Below are 14,112 nucleotides of genomic sequence, written 5' to 3'. Positions count from 1 at the left end.
ATTCGACACCCCGAGCCTAACAGGCTCAAGGCGAGCAACGCCTACTTCACAATTTCAACAGCGACCGGGACATCCCCATCTCCGTCTGGGGCTAGGGATGTGACCATTATCGATTTCGGCAGGGCCGTCCCGTCGCCACGGGCGCGCGGCTGGCAGCAATGGCCAGGCCATGAGGACTTCTCGCTGCAGTTCCTGCGCGTGCTGCGCGCGGCGCAGGAAGGCGGAAGTACCGTTTCGGAATGTTTCCTGGCGGCGGAGCGCATCAATCCGCGCGATGACGAAAGCTGGTACCGCGAATGGTATAACGCGGCTGATATCAACCGTGAGCGCGCCGCGGAGGCGCTGGCCAGCGGCCGCATCCCGACGGCGCTGAGCAACTGGCTGCGTGCGACCAACTACTACCGCACCGCTCAGGTCATGCTCGCTTGCAGCGATCCGCGGCAAGGCGCAGCCATCGCCTTGATGCAGGATTGCGCCCGACTTTACGTGCAGCATACAACGCCTGCCGGCGAGGTCGTCGAGATCCCGTGGCGGGACAGTGTGTTGCAGGGATACTTCGTTCCTGCGCGGCACGCGACGCGGCCGCCGCCGGTCGTTCTCTGCGTCGTTGGGCAAGGCCACTACAAGGAAGAGCATCTGCACAGGGTGCCCAGCTACGCGCTGGAACGCGGTCTCTCGCTGTTGCTCGTCGATTTGCCCGGTCAATCCTATAGCCAGGAGATGATCGGGTCGCCTTGTCGATATGACGTCGAAACCGCAATCAGCGGCTGGGTCGATTTCCTGGCCGACCGTGTCGATATCGATCAAGAGCGAATTGCGATCTTCGGCGACGGCCTGGGAGCCGCCTTTGCGACACGCGGCGCCAATCTCGACGATCGCTTTGCAGCCGCTGTGTGTGATGCCGGAATCTGGGAGCTTCACGAGCGCGCATTTATCGCCAGTCGTATTTCAGGCCGGGCGGGTCTCGGCTGTCCGAGCGAAATCGAGGGCTTCAACAGCAGCAGTGTTGCCGCCAATATCAAATGCCCGGTCCTGGTTGCGATGGGCGAGCGCGACTGGCTCGATGTCGATCACGTCACGGAATGCTGCCGCGTCCTGAAACAAAACGGCCTCGACATCGAATTGAAGATCTTCCGCGCGTCGGAAACGGTAGCTTCGCCTGCCCAGATCGATAATCCGACCGTGGGTAACGAGTTCATCTTCGACTGGATTGTCGATCGCCTGGGTGCAAGGGCGAAATAGAGGTCCCGGCTCGGTCGATTGACCCGCTGCTCGCCGGCGATGTTCAGCTATTAACTTCCAGCATCAGTGTCGCTTTTTCGAGGCGATTCTTCAGCTGGGACATGTGCTGTGCGATCTCCTTCATGGCCTGCTCGTCGATATCTCCGAGAATAAAATCCCCGATCGACTCGCGCCGGGTCGAGAGCGCGGAGATCTTTTTGCTGGCCTTGTCGGACAGTGACATCAGCACGACGCGGGCATCCTCGCGGGACGCAACGCGCTGCATGAAGCCATTCTTCTCAAGCATTTTAGACTGAGTGGTGACAAAAGACGGGTCGACATGGAGCATGGCCGAGACGTCCTTGACCGGAACACCGTTGCCGCGATCGAGGTCGCTGACGGCCATCAGGATCATCCATTGCGGCCCGCTGATGCCGAGTTCCTTTGCCCAGAACTGGCGGATACCTTCGAGATGAACGTTGATGGATGCGATATCCCAGATGAACTGTCGAATGACTTCCTGATTCTGCCCGCTCACAAAAATCGAAAGGTCATTTTCGTTCCAGCCCGGAGATCCCCCACGCATAGTCGCTGTCGCCCCGCCGGCCATTCCATAGTCCTAACACTTCTTAGAATTCTATAATTGTATCAGTGAATTGTGACGAGCAAACCACGATTTCGTGTGTTGCTGGGAAACCACACTGCATCGCGATAAAGTTACCTGAGTTCATAAAGTATTTTGCTTCTAAGAATTGCGCAGGCATTGTCGGTTCCGGCGATGGGGCAACCCTCGATCGTCCCGTTGAAGTAGTTCGCTTGAGTGCCTCGCGTTATGCGGGTGTTTCCGAAAGCGCGAAGTGCTGAGGCGGTTAGTTTGGGGACTTGGGGGACTAAATCTTCGGGCGCTCGCGTCTGGCAGATCCGGAACCTTCCCTTTTGGACAACTTGGAGGTTTAACATGACGATGATTAAGAGCCTTATCCTCGGCTCGGCGGCGGGTCTGATCGCCATCGGCGGAGCTCAGGCAGCCGATCTTCCGGTGAAGGCCAAGGCAGTTGAATACGTGAAGATCTGCTCGCTCTACGGCGCAGGCTTCTACTACATCCCGGGCACCGATACCTGCATCAAGATCGGCGGCGCGATTCGTTTGGACACTGCCTTCAACGGCGGCACTTACGACGTTCCGTTCTGGCAGGGTGGTGCCGGCGGCGCTGGTACGTACGCGAAGAACTACTACTCGACTCGTGAACGCATCAACTTGACGACGGACACCCGCACTGCGACCGAATACGGCGTGGTTCGTACCTACGCGAACATTCAGTTCGACTTCCTCCAGGATCGTGAATCGATCGCCGGTGGTTACACCGAAGTCGACTACGCGTTCATCCAGTTCGCCGGCTTCACCTTCGGTAAGGCCGTCTCGCAGTTCGATCCCCAGTGGGCGCTCGCCAAGCCGTACATCTCGTCGGGCTTCAACGCCGGTTCAAACAATGCGACCGGTCTGCCGCAGATCGCCTACACCGCTTCGTTCGGTAACGGCGTGTCGGGCACGATCTCGCTTGAGAACGCGTCGCCCTATCGCAACGCAGGTATCTACAACAACACGGCAGCGCTCGTTGGTCCATTCGGCGCCAACACTGCCAACTCCTATGGTGCCGCGTCGAACACCTTCACCGGTAACTCGTACGGTGGTAATCACATTCCGGACGTTGTGGGTAATCTCCGTCTCGATCAGGCTTGGGGCACCCTGCATTTCGCTGCCGCGATGCATACGATCACTCCGAACTTCTACACCGGCGCTATTGGCGCTGCTGGCGGCCACGCCGACGACTCCTACGGGTTCGCTGTGACGGGTGCCGTCGAGTTCAAGAACCTGCCCACCGGCGCAGGTGACAGCTTGAAGATCGAAGCCAGCTACGCCCAGGGCGCTGCCAAGTACATCTTCGGCGGCACCACAGATACCAACGGTGGCGGTCGTTATGCCAAGATCACCGATAATACGATTGGTTTCGGCTACGTCCTCGACGGCGTCTACACCAATGGCGGCCAGATCATCCAGAGCGACGCGTGGCAGGTTAGCGCGTTCTACGAGCACTACTGGAACCCGGCCTGGCGCACCTCGGTGTTCGGTAACTACAGCCATATTTCGTATGGTGCTGGTGGTAACGCCATTCTCGCCGCTGCCTTCGACCCGGCCCGAGTGGCCGGCGGTTCGAACAACGGCTCGCTCGTCGGTTCGACTGGTAACTTCGACCTCGGCCTGGCTCAGATCGGTACCCGTACCGCCTGGACCCCAGTCCAGAACCTGACCCTGTCGGCTCAATTCACCTATAGCCGTCTCGAGCAGAACCTCGGTGGCACCTGGAACGGTGTTGTGACCGGCAAGGCGACCCCGGTTGGTGGCTACGCGCTCTCCAGTCAGAACGCTTACAATGGTTCGGTGCAGATCCTGCGCTCCTTCTAATTCTGATCGTCTCACGACGACCAGTCTTTGAAACAAAGACCCCCGGCAGGAAACTGCCGGGGGTTTTTGCTTTTCGCGGCCCAAAGGGCGTTTGTCTCTCGGGCGACTGCGCCCGGCGTTCTCGACGCCACAGAGGCGGGCGTCTATACCGGCGACGTCATCCTTGGCCCGGCAGCCTGCAAAGCCCGAAGTCCGCGAAATCATGGCCTCTCCAGCTGAACTGTTTCAAAGCGCATTCGCCGCCTTCCAGCAGGGCCGGCTGCAGGATGCCGAACGCGGGTTCAGCAGGTTCCTGCGCAGGGATCCGAAGCATTTTCCCGCGTTGAATATTCTGGCCATCGTGCTGGTCGCGCTGAAGCGCCATGCGGAGGCCGAGCCGCATCTGAAGGCGGCCCTGCGCATCAATGCGACATCGGATGCCGCGTTCTACAATTACGGCCTAGTGCTGAAGGCGCTGAATCGACCGGACGAGGCGCTGCAGCGTTTCACCGAATCGCTGGCGCTCAATCCCGGTAATGCCGAAACGCTGAATAACCGTGGCACGGTTCTGAACGATCTGCGCGATTACCCGGCTGCGCTGGCGGATTTCGATCGCGCGCTGGCGCTCAATCCGCGCTATGCCGCGGCCTTCTTCAACAAAAGCAAGTCGCTGGCGGAGTTGAAGCGCTATGACGATGCGCTCGCAGCCTGCGAGGCGGCGCTCGCCTTGCAGCCCGATCTAGCGGAAGCCTGGTTTGGCCGCGGCTATATCTTTGGCCAGATGCGGATGCCGGCTGAAGCGGCGGAGGCCTATGGTCGCGCGCATCAACTCAATCCGGACATGCCGTTGCTGAAAGGCAATCTGTTGCATCAGAAGATGCTGGTCTGCAACTGGCAGGACACGAATGCGCTGATTGCCGAGATCGAGGCTGATCTTGCTGCCGGCAAACTGGCAGCCGAGCCATTCGGCTGGCAGGGCGTTGCCACCTCGGAACGCAGTCTGCAGCGCTGCGCCGAGCTGACCAACGCCTCGCGTTTTCCCATGCAGGCCCCGCTGCTGCGTGCTTCCCCGGCCGGGCCGAATGCAAAAATCCGCGTCGGCTATCTGTCCGGTGAATTTCGACAGCAGGCGACCTCGCTGTTGCTGGTCGGTGTGCTAGAGCAGCACGATAAAAGCGCATTCGAGATTTTTGCCATCGACAACGGGCACGACGACGGCAGCGACATCAGGCGACGCATCGCTGGTGCCGTGGATGGGATCGTTGATATCTCCACACTGAGCGATCCGCAGGCGGTGGACGCCATTCGCGCGCAGCGCATCGACATCCTCGTCAATCTCAACGGCTATTTCGGTGAGCAGCGCACCGGCGTGTTCGCGCGCAGGGCCGCGCCGGTACAGGTCAATTATCTCGGCTTTCCCGGCACGCTCGGCGCGGGCTTCATGGATTACATCCTCGCCGATCAGCATGTCCTGCCGCCCGAGCACCGGCAGTTCTATAGCGAGAAAGTCGCCTGGCTCCCGAATTGCTATCAGGCCAATGACGATCGCCGAGAGATATCGACACGTGTATTCACGCGTGCCGAGGTCGGGTTGCCTGCGCAGGGCTTCGTGTTCTGTTGCTTCAACAATGCCTACAAGATCACGCCCAATGTCTTCGACAGTTGGATGCGGATTCTCTCAGCCATTGACGGCAGCGTCCTCTGGTTGCTGGAGGACAGCGCTGCGGCCGTGGCGAATTTGCGCCGCGAAGCGCAAGCACGGGGCATCGATCCCGCGCGCCTGGTTTTTGCTGCGCGCATGTCGCCGGCCGAGCACCTGGCGCGGCATCGGTGCGCGGATCTGTTTCTGGATACGTTGCCGTACAACGCGCATACGACAGCGAGCGACGCATTATGGGCTGGATTGCCTTTGCTGACGTGTCGCGGAGAAACCTTTGCAGGGCGCGTCGCCGCAAGTCTTCTGCGGAATCTGGGCATGTCGGAGTTGATTGCGGCGAACCGAGATGGCTATGAGCGCATGGCCATCGAACTGGCGCGGAATCCGGAGCGATTATCGTCGATCCGGGAGAAGTTATCTGCCAATCGTCTGAAAATGCCGGCCTTCAACACCCGGCGTCTGGCGCGCGATATCGAAACAGCATTTCGCAAGATGGCCGAGCGAGCCCGGGCAGGCCTGGCGCCGGGCCATATCATGTTTCCCGCTGACTAAACGCCAATAATATATTTGGTTGAGCAAATCAGGTATTGCGCTCAACATTCTAGCTCATGTAATATTTTCGTGCGCAGCCGGCAAATTTTTTGACGGCCCTAGGTCTTCAAGGAGACTCGCGCGCTCTGATGTAAATCTCCGAAACCACCGGCAATGCCCTGCCGGTGGTTTTTCGGCTTTTGGGGCCCCAATTCGGGTAGCGCGGCTGGTTCCATGATTCATTACCAACGCACCAAGGGAGCGGAACTGTGCCATGGCGGCACGCCCTTGAATCAGTCCAACCCTCTCTGAAAACGACGGAATTGCTGCTGAACAGATCGGCTGCATAGGATCGAATCTGTCGCAAAGGCATCCAGATTATGACCTGTTGCGCATCGTTGCATATCAGGACTGACGAGCTATCTGACCGAAATTGCTAGAGATTTCTTGCTTTTTGAGCAAGTTGTGGCTAAAAGCCGCTCATCGTGGAGAGTATGAATAATGGCGCATAACTACGCAATTAATGAGGACGTTCACCACCAGCTGCAGGGGCCGCAGGGCCGTTCCACCGTCAAGGAACGCAGCATTTACACCATCACATCTCGCCTTCCGATCGAAGCCGATGGTCGCCCGCGTTACCGGATCAAGAGCAAGTCCGAGAACATCGAGCGCGTCGTGACCGAAGAGCAGATCAGCCGCCTGGGTTGATCTCGGATCAGCCCTCTTGCTGATCGCACTTGCCGTTTGCTGTCGTCGCCGGGGCCGTGGACCCCGCGACGAAGCAGACCGCCGAAAGACCCCAACCAGATGATATCTTGAAGCGGGAAGCTTGCCCGGGGCTGATCTCCGCCTGCGTCGCTGCGATGGTTGCAGGCTGACAGCTTCGCGCCATATGCTTTGCCTTGAGGGCGGATACCGAAGGCCACACACGCGATCGTCGCGCCGTACCTCGGCAATAATGATGTGGTCGGAGCGGGGCGTCCCTTGATCGAAAAACTTGAACTGCTGTTGTCGCTGGCGAAGGAACGGCATTTTGGCCGCGCCGCGGAAGCTTGCGGCGTGACGCAGCCCACGATGTCGACCAGCCTCAAGCAGCTCGAGGACATGCTCGGCGTGATGCTGGTGCAGCGCGGATCGCGCTTCCAGGGCTTCACGCCGGAAGGCGAACGTGCGCTCGATTGGGCACGCCGCATCGTTGGCGATGCCCGCGCGATGAAGCAGGAAATCAATGGCCTCAAGGACAGTCTCTCGGGCGAGATCCGCATCGCTGCGATTCCCACCGTCCTCGGCATGGTAGCGTCGCTGACGACGCCATTCCGCGCGCGGCATCCTGACGTGCGCTTTCGGATCGTGTCCTGCACATCGGCGGCAGTGCTTGGTCTGCTCGAAAATCTCGAAGTCGATGCCGGGCTGACCTACATCGAGAACGAGCCGCTCGGCAAAGTGCGGTCGATCCCGCTTTATAAAGAAAGCTACCGGCTGCTGACCTCGCCGGACAGCATGTTCGGCGATCGCAAGACGGTTACCTGGAGCGAAGTCGGCCAGGTGCCGCTGTGCCTGCTGACCCCCGACATGCAGAACCGCCGCATTATCGATCGTGCCCTGAAGTCGGTTGGTGCCGAGGCGATGCCGATGCTGACGTCGAATTCGATCATCGTGCTCTATACCCATGTAAAGACCGGCCGCTGGGCGAGCGTGATGCCGGCCAAGCTGGCAGAGACGCTGGGTCTGACCGCCAACGACTCGGTGCGCATGATTCCGATCGTCGATCCCGTGGTGAATTACGGCGTCGGTCTTGTAGTGCCTCAGCGCGATCCCATGACCCCCCTGGTGGCGACGCTGGTGCAGATCGCCCGCGAAGTGGCGCCGTCGCTGGAGGCGTGAGGCGGCGGTTGATGATGGGTTGCTGCATAGCACCTACCGCGTCGCAACCAGGCTAACCATTTCAAATTCATTGGTTTCGCCGGCTGTCGATACCATTTCCGTATCGCAGCATGAGACAGCTTTATTGATCTTTGGATCGATTCCAATTCTGATCGGTTTTCCAGTCATTGGATTAATCGAGTACCGGGATGAACGCAGCCTACGAGCCCAATGCTTATGAGTCTTGGAGTGCCGATCGCGGCACCGAGATCATCGAAAGCCTGTCTCATGTGGAAGGCGGTGTGATCGTGATCCTGCATGCAATGCAGGAAGCCTTCGGTTACGTGCCGGAGCCGGCAATTCCGATGATCGCGCTGGCGCGTAACCTGTCCCGCGCCGAGGTCCATGGCGTGTTCACTTTCTACCATGACTTCCGCCACGAGCCGGCCGGCAAGCATGTGCTGAAGATCTGCCGGGCCGAAGCTTGCCAGGCCGCCGGCGGCGATGCGCTTGCGGCGCGCGCGGAAGCGAAATTGGGTGTAAAGTTTGGAAATACGACGGCGGATCAGCGCGTTACATTGGAGCCGATCTACTGCCTCGGGCTCTGCGCCACGGCGCCATCGGCGATGCTGGACGGCCGTCTGGTTGGCCGCCTCGATGAGAAGCGCATCGATGCGCTGGTCGCGGAGGCACAGCGATGACATCGTCTGATAAAACTCTGAAGATCTACATTCCGCGCGATGCGGCCGCTGTTTCCGTCGGTGCCGATGAACTTGTCTCTGCCTTCGAGACACAGGCCGCGACGCGCAAGCTTGCCATCGAGATCATTCGCCCCGGTTCGCGCGGATTGCTGTGGCTTGAGCCGATGATCGAAGTCGCGACGCCGGAAGGTCGCGTCGCCTTCGGTCCGGTCGAAGAGAAAGACGTTGCGTCGGTGCTCGATGCGATGGTCGCAAACGGCCAGCACGCGCTGTGTCTTGGTGTCGCGGAGGAGATTCCGTGGCTCAAGAAGCAGACGCGTCTGACCTTTGCGCGCTGCGGCGTGGTCGATCCTCGTTCGGTTCAGGATTACATCGCACATGGTGGCTACAAGGGCCTCGAGCGTGCGCTGGCGCTGGATAGCGCCGGCATCATTGCCGATGTCACCACCTCCGGCCTGCGTGGCCGCGGTGGGGCCGGCTTCCCGACCGGCATCAAGTGGAAGACGGTGGCCGATACCAAGGCCGATCGCAAATTCATCGTCTGCAATGCGGACGAGGGCGATAGCGGCACCTTCGCCGACCGCATGATCATGGAAGGCGATCCCTTCGTGGTGATCGAAGGCATGACCATCGCGGGCATCGCTGTGGGTGCAACCAAGGGCTACATCTATATCCGCTCGGAATATCCGCACGCCGTCGAGGCGATGAATGCGGGCATCGCAGCCGCCAAGCGCGCCGGATATCTCGGCGACAGGATCAACGGTTCGGCGCATTCGTTCGATCTCGAAGTTCGCGTCGGCGCAGGTGCCTATGTGTGCGGCGAGGAAACCTCGCTGCTTGAGAGTCTCGAAGGCCGCCGCGGCATCGTCCGCGCCAAGCCGCCGCTGCCGGCCCATAAGGGCTTGTTCGGCAAGCCGACGGTCATCAACAACGTGCTGTCCTTTGCGGCGATCCCGTTCATTCTCGATAACGGCGCAAAGGCCTATGCGGACTATGGCATGGGCCGCTCGCGCGGCACGATGCCGATCCAGCTCGCGGGCAACGTCAAATTTGGCGGCCTCTTTGAAGTCGCCTTCGGCATCACGCTCGGTGAACTGGTCGACGATATCGGCGGCGGCACCTTTACGGGCAAGCCGGTCCGCGCGGTGCAGGTCGGCGGTCCGCTCGGTGCCTATTTCCCGCGCGAATTGTTCGACACGCCGTTTGACTACGAGGCTTTCGCCAAGCGCGACGGATTGATCGGCCATGGCGGCATAGTGGTGTTCGACGACACGGTCGACATGTCGAAGCAGGCACGATTCGCGATGGAATTCTGCGCCATCGAATCCTGCGGCAAGTGCACGCCGTGCCGCATCGGCTCCACCCGCGGTGTCGAAACGATCGACAAGATCCGCCGCGGTGAGCGCGTCGCCGAGAACATCGCTGTGCTGCAGGATCTGTCGAACACGATGAAGTTCGGCTCGCTCTGTGCGCTGGGCGGTTTTACGCCGTATCCGGTGATGAGCGCATTGAAACATTTCCCTGATGATTTCGGCCCGGCGCCTACGCGCCTTCAGGCTGCAGAGTAAAGGAGCAACAAGATGTCGCTCGTTCACGAAATCGATTTTGGTACGCCGCGCTCGAAGTCCGAAAAGATGGTCACGCTGACCATCGACGGACAGAGCGTTTCGGTGCCCGAGGGCACCTCGATCATGCGCGCTGCCATGGAGATGGGCACGCAGATTCCAAAACTCTGCGCCACCGACATGGTGGATGCCTTCGGCTCCTGCCGTCTCTGTCTCGTCGAGATCGAAGGCCGCGCGGGCACGCCGGCCTCCTGCACCACGCCGGCCATGGAAGGCCTCGTGGTCCACACCCAGAATGAGCGGCTGGCGAAGCTTCGCAAGGGCGTAATGGAGCTCTACATCTCCGATCATCCGCTCGACTGTCTGACCTGCGCTGCGAATGGCGACTGCGAATTGCAGGACATGGCCGGCGCGGTCGGCCTGCGCGACGTGCGCTACGGCTATGACGGCGAGAACCACGTGTTCGCCAAGAGCGGTCCGAAGCACACCCACAATTCGCCGGAAGCGTGCGAAAACGATCACTGGATGGCGAAGGACGAATCCAATCCGTACTTCACCTATGACCCCTCGAAGTGCATCGTCTGCTCGCGTTGCGTCCGCGCCTGCGAGGAAGTGCAGGGCACTTTCGCACTGACGATCTCCGGCCGCGGTTTTGACAGTCGCGTGTCGCCGGGCATGAGCGAGAGCTTCCTGGGGTCGGAATGCGTGTCCTGCGGCGCCTGCGTGCAGGCCTGCCCGACCGCGACGCTGACCGAGAAGGCCGTGATCGAGATTGGCCAACCAGAGCACTCCGTTGTGACCACCTGCGCTTATTGCGGCGTCGGCTGCACCTTCAAGGCGGAAATGCGCGGCGAGGAGCTGGTGCGCATGGTGCCGTATAAGGATGGCAAGGCCAATCGCGGCCATTCCTGCGTCAAGGGCCGCTTCGCCTGGGGCTATGCCAACCACAAGGAACGAATCCTCAACCCGATGATCCGCGAGCGCATCGAGGACCCATGGCAGGAAGTGTCCTGGGATGAGGCCTTCAATTTCGCGGCAAAGAAGTTCAAGGGCATCCAGGCCAAGTATGGCCGCGATTCCATTGGCGGCATCACGTCGTCACGCTGCACCAATGAAGAAGTCTTCGTGATGCAGAAGCTGATCCGCGCCGGCTTCGGCAACAACAACGTCGATACCTGTGCGCGCGTCTGCCATTCGCCGACCGGCTACGGCCTGTCCTCGACCTTCGGTACCTCAGCTGGCACGCAGGATTTCGACTCGGTGGAAGACACCGACGTCGTGATGATCATCGGTGCCAACCCGACGGACGGCCATCCGGTGTTTGCCTCCCGCTTGAAGAAGCGGCTGCGCGCCGGCGCCAAGCTGATCGTGGTCGATCCGCGCCGTACCGACATCGTGCGCTCGGCACATATCGAGGCGCAGCACCATCTGCCCCTGATGCCCGGTACCAATGTTGCCGTGCTCACCGCGCTGGCGCATGTCATCGTCACCGAAGGCCTCGCTGATGAGGCCTTCATCCGCGAGCGTTGCGACTGGAGCGAGTTCGAGGACTGGGCGTCGTTTGTCGCGCAGCCGAACCACAGCCCCGAAGCGACTGCCATCATGACCGGCGTGGATCCGAAGGAGCTGCGTGCGGCCGCGCGTCTGTTTGCGACCGGCGGCAATGGCGCGATCTATTACGGCCTCGGCGTCACCGAGCACAGCCAGGGCTCCACCACCGTGATCGCGATCGCCAACCTGGCGATGGCCACTGGCAATATCGGCCGGCCGGGTGTGGGCGTGAATCCGTTGCGCGGCCAGAACAACGTGCAGGGCTCCTGCGACATGGGCTCGTTCCCGCACGAGCTGCCGGGCTATCGCCACATCTCGGGCGATGCGGTGCGCGAGACCTTCGAGGCGATGTGGAATGTGAAGCTCAATCCCGAGCCGGGCCTGCGCATCCCCAACATGTTCGATGCCGCCACCGAAGGCACCTTCATGGGCCTTTACGTGCAGGGCGAGGACATCCTGCAGTCCGATCCCAACACCAAGCATGTGGTCGCCGCACTGTCGGCAATGGAATGTGTCATCGTTCATGATCTCTTCCTGAACGAGACGGCGAACTACGCGCATGTGTTCTTCCCCGGCTCCACCTTCCTGGAGAAGAACGGCACCTTCACCAATGCCGAACGCCGCATCCAGCGCGTCCGCAAGGTGATGGCGCCGAAGAACGGGCTCGAGGACTGGGAAGTCACCTTGGGATTCGCCAAGGCTCTGGGCTACGAGATGAACTACAATCATCCGTCAGAAATCATGGACGAGATCGCGGCGCTAACGCCGACTTTCGCCGGCGTCTCCTTTGCGAAGCTTGATGAGTTGGGTTCGGTGCAGTGGCCATGCAACGAGAAGGCGCCGCTGGGCACGCCGATCATGCACATTGACGGCTTCGTGCGGGGCAAGGGCAAGTTCATGCTCACCGAATACGTCGCCACCGATGAGCGCACCGGGCCACGCTTCCCGCTGCTGCTCACCACCGGCCGGATTCTCAGCCAGTACAATGTCGGCGCGCAGACACGGCGCACCGAGAACGTGGTCTGGCATGAAGAGGATCGTCTAGAGCTGCATCCGCACGACGCGGAGCAGCGTGGCATCCGTGATGGCGACTGGGTGAGGCTGCAGAGCCGCGCCGGCGAAACGACATTGCGTGCACTGATCACCGAACGCGTGGCACCGGGCGTGGTCTATACGACCTTCCATCATCCGACGACGCAGGCCAACGTCATCACCACCGAGTTCTCGGACTGGGCAACCAACTGTCCGGAATACAAGGTGACGGCGGTGCAGATCTCGCCCTCGAACGGTCCGTCCGAGTGGCAGAAGGAATATGAAGAGCAGGCCCGCCAGTCGCGCCGGATCGCCATGCCCGTGGTGGAAGCTGCGGAGTAGGCCTGGAGACCAGAGATGCACGAGCCGGTTCGCTCAGTCCCCCGCAAGATCTGGCGCCGGTCCGGCGTCAGCGAGGGGCTGCGCGCGGTGCCGGAAGAGACAGCGCTGGCGATCACCTATAATGGCGGCACCTATGCCGTCATGATGGGGACGCCTGACAACCTGCACGACTTCGCCATCGGTTTCAGCCTCAGCGAAGGCGTGGTGGCGTCTGCCGACGAGATCCAGAGCTTCGAAGCCGTGGCGTTCGACGACGGCGTCGAACTGCGCATGTGGCTCGCAGCCGAGACGGCTGAGAGCATCAGTGCAAGGCGGCGTCAGATTGCAGGGCCGACGGGCTGCGGTCTGTGCGGCATCGACTCGATTTCGGAAGCCGTGAAGCCTGCAGCCGTCGTGGCGCCCGGTGGCACCTTCTCTTTTGACCAGATCATGGCGGCGATGGAGTTGCTGTCGCCGCTGCAGAAGATCAACATCCAGACCCGCGCTGTCCATGCTGCTGCGTTCTGGACGCCGGCGGATGGCATCGTCGCTTTGCGCGAGGATGTCGGCCGTCACAACGCGCTCGACAAGCTGGCTGGCGCGCTGGCGCAGGGCAATGTCCAATCTGAGATCGATACCAGCCAGGGCATGGTGCTGCTGACCAGCCGCGTCTCCGTGGAGATGGTGCAGAAAACCGCCGCCATCGGCGCGCCTCTGATGGTCTCGGTCTCGGCGCCGACCGCGTTGGCGATCCGTATGGCGGAGGCTGCCGGCATCACGCTGGCCGCCATCGCGCGCGCCGACGGTTTTGAAGTCTTTACGCATCCGCACCGGGTGGTCGCGGACGCATCGGGAAGTGAACATGCACACATCGACGTCGCCTGACCGGCTGATCTACATGGCCAACCAGATTGGCTCCTTCTTCGACAGTCAGGGCCACGACCATGCCGTGGCCGGGATCGCCGAGCACATCAGGAAGTTTTGGGATCCGCGCATGCGCAAGAAGATCTTTGAGCATCTGGATGCCGGCGGCGCGGGATTGAAGCCGAATGTGCGCGATGCGCTGGCGACGCTGAAGAAGTAGGCTACCCGCTTGTCATTCCGGGGCGCGTCTTCGCGCACGTGCACCGGAATCTGGATGTGGCATGGCGCTGTCGGAGACTCCCGGGTCGAGATTCCGGGGGCGCAATCGCCAGGCGGTACTCGCGGCCCGGAATGACCGTGCAG

The 14,112-nt window shown here is 61.0% G+C and carries 11 protein-coding genes; 10 read left to right on the top strand and 1 reads right to left on the bottom strand.

The features are described 5' to 3' along the window. The first annotated feature begins 99 nt into the window (after positions 1-99). Positions 100-1,242, top strand: coding sequence for an alpha/beta hydrolase family protein (locus AC1RLZ_RS27025; RefSeq protein ID WP_493191132.1), 1,143 nt, complete (start codon positions 100-102; stop codon positions 1,240-1,242). 43 nt (positions 1,243-1,285) lie between these two features. Here AC1RLZ_RS27025 and AC1RLZ_RS27020 read toward each other — a convergent pair whose 3' ends face one another. Next, positions 1,286-1,831, bottom strand: coding sequence for a MarR family winged helix-turn-helix transcriptional regulator (locus AC1RLZ_RS27020; protein WP_371423249.1), 546 nt, complete (start codon positions 1,829-1,831; stop codon positions 1,286-1,288). Between the two features lie 348 nt (positions 1,832-2,179). Between AC1RLZ_RS27020 and AC1RLZ_RS27015 the strand changes: the two genes are divergently transcribed. The 9 genes from AC1RLZ_RS27015 to AC1RLZ_RS26975 all read left to right on the top strand — a co-directional run bounded on the left by AC1RLZ_RS27015 (position 2,180) and on the right by AC1RLZ_RS26975 (position 13,969). Then, a complete protein-coding gene (locus tag AC1RLZ_RS27015) occupies positions 2,180-3,685 on the top strand; it encodes a porin (RefSeq protein ID WP_493191131.1) in 1,506 nt (501 codons plus the stop codon). Between the two features lie 202 nt (positions 3,686-3,887). Next, on the top strand, positions 3,888-5,873 hold the full coding sequence (locus tag AC1RLZ_RS27010) for an O-linked N-acetylglucosamine transferase, SPINDLY family protein (protein ID WP_493191130.1): 1,986 nt from the start codon (positions 3,888-3,890) through the stop codon (positions 5,871-5,873). Positions 5,874-6,353: 480 nt separating this feature from the next. Continuing rightward, the gene (locus AC1RLZ_RS27005; RefSeq protein WP_371423252.1) at positions 6,354-6,560 is read left to right on the top strand and encodes a hypothetical protein; all 207 of its coding nucleotides are present in this window, start codon (positions 6,354-6,356) and stop codon (positions 6,558-6,560) included. A gap of 276 nt (positions 6,561-6,836) precedes the next feature. Beyond that, positions 6,837-7,736 (top strand): LysR family transcriptional regulator, encoded by a 900-nt coding sequence (locus AC1RLZ_RS27000; RefSeq protein ID WP_149529976.1) that lies wholly within the window; start codon positions 6,837-6,839, stop codon positions 7,734-7,736. Between the two features lie 188 nt (positions 7,737-7,924). Next, positions 7,925-8,416, top strand: a complete 492-nt coding sequence (locus tag AC1RLZ_RS26995; protein ID WP_068729534.1) for a formate dehydrogenase subunit gamma — start codon at positions 7,925-7,927, stop codon at positions 8,414-8,416. Continuing rightward, a complete protein-coding gene (locus AC1RLZ_RS26990; protein ID WP_493191129.1) occupies positions 8,413-9,984 on the top strand; it encodes a formate dehydrogenase beta subunit in 1,572 nt (523 codons plus the stop codon). The genes AC1RLZ_RS26995 and AC1RLZ_RS26990 overlap by 4 nt, the downstream gene beginning before the upstream one ends. Before the next feature lie 12 nt (positions 9,985-9,996). Further along, positions 9,997-12,906, top strand: a complete 2,910-nt coding sequence (fdhF, locus tag AC1RLZ_RS26985; RefSeq protein ID WP_493191128.1) for a formate dehydrogenase subunit alpha — start codon at positions 9,997-9,999, stop codon at positions 12,904-12,906. Between the two features lie 15 nt (positions 12,907-12,921). Beyond that, entirely contained in the window at positions 12,922-13,770 is an 849-nt protein-coding gene (gene fdhD, locus AC1RLZ_RS26980; RefSeq protein WP_493191127.1) for a formate dehydrogenase accessory sulfurtransferase FdhD, read from the top strand. Beyond that, the gene (locus AC1RLZ_RS26975) at positions 13,748-13,969 is read left to right on the top strand and encodes a formate dehydrogenase subunit delta (protein WP_371420739.1); all 222 of its coding nucleotides are present in this window, start codon (positions 13,748-13,750) and stop codon (positions 13,967-13,969) included. The genes fdhD and AC1RLZ_RS26975 overlap by 23 nt, the downstream gene beginning before the upstream one ends. Positions 13,970-14,112 lie beyond the last annotated feature (143 nt).

It is taken from the genome of Tardiphaga sp. GW822-FHT04G09 (assembly GCF_058800725.1).
The sequence above is the reverse complement of the archived record's forward strand: the minus strand, read 5'-3'. Positions and strand labels throughout refer to the sequence as shown.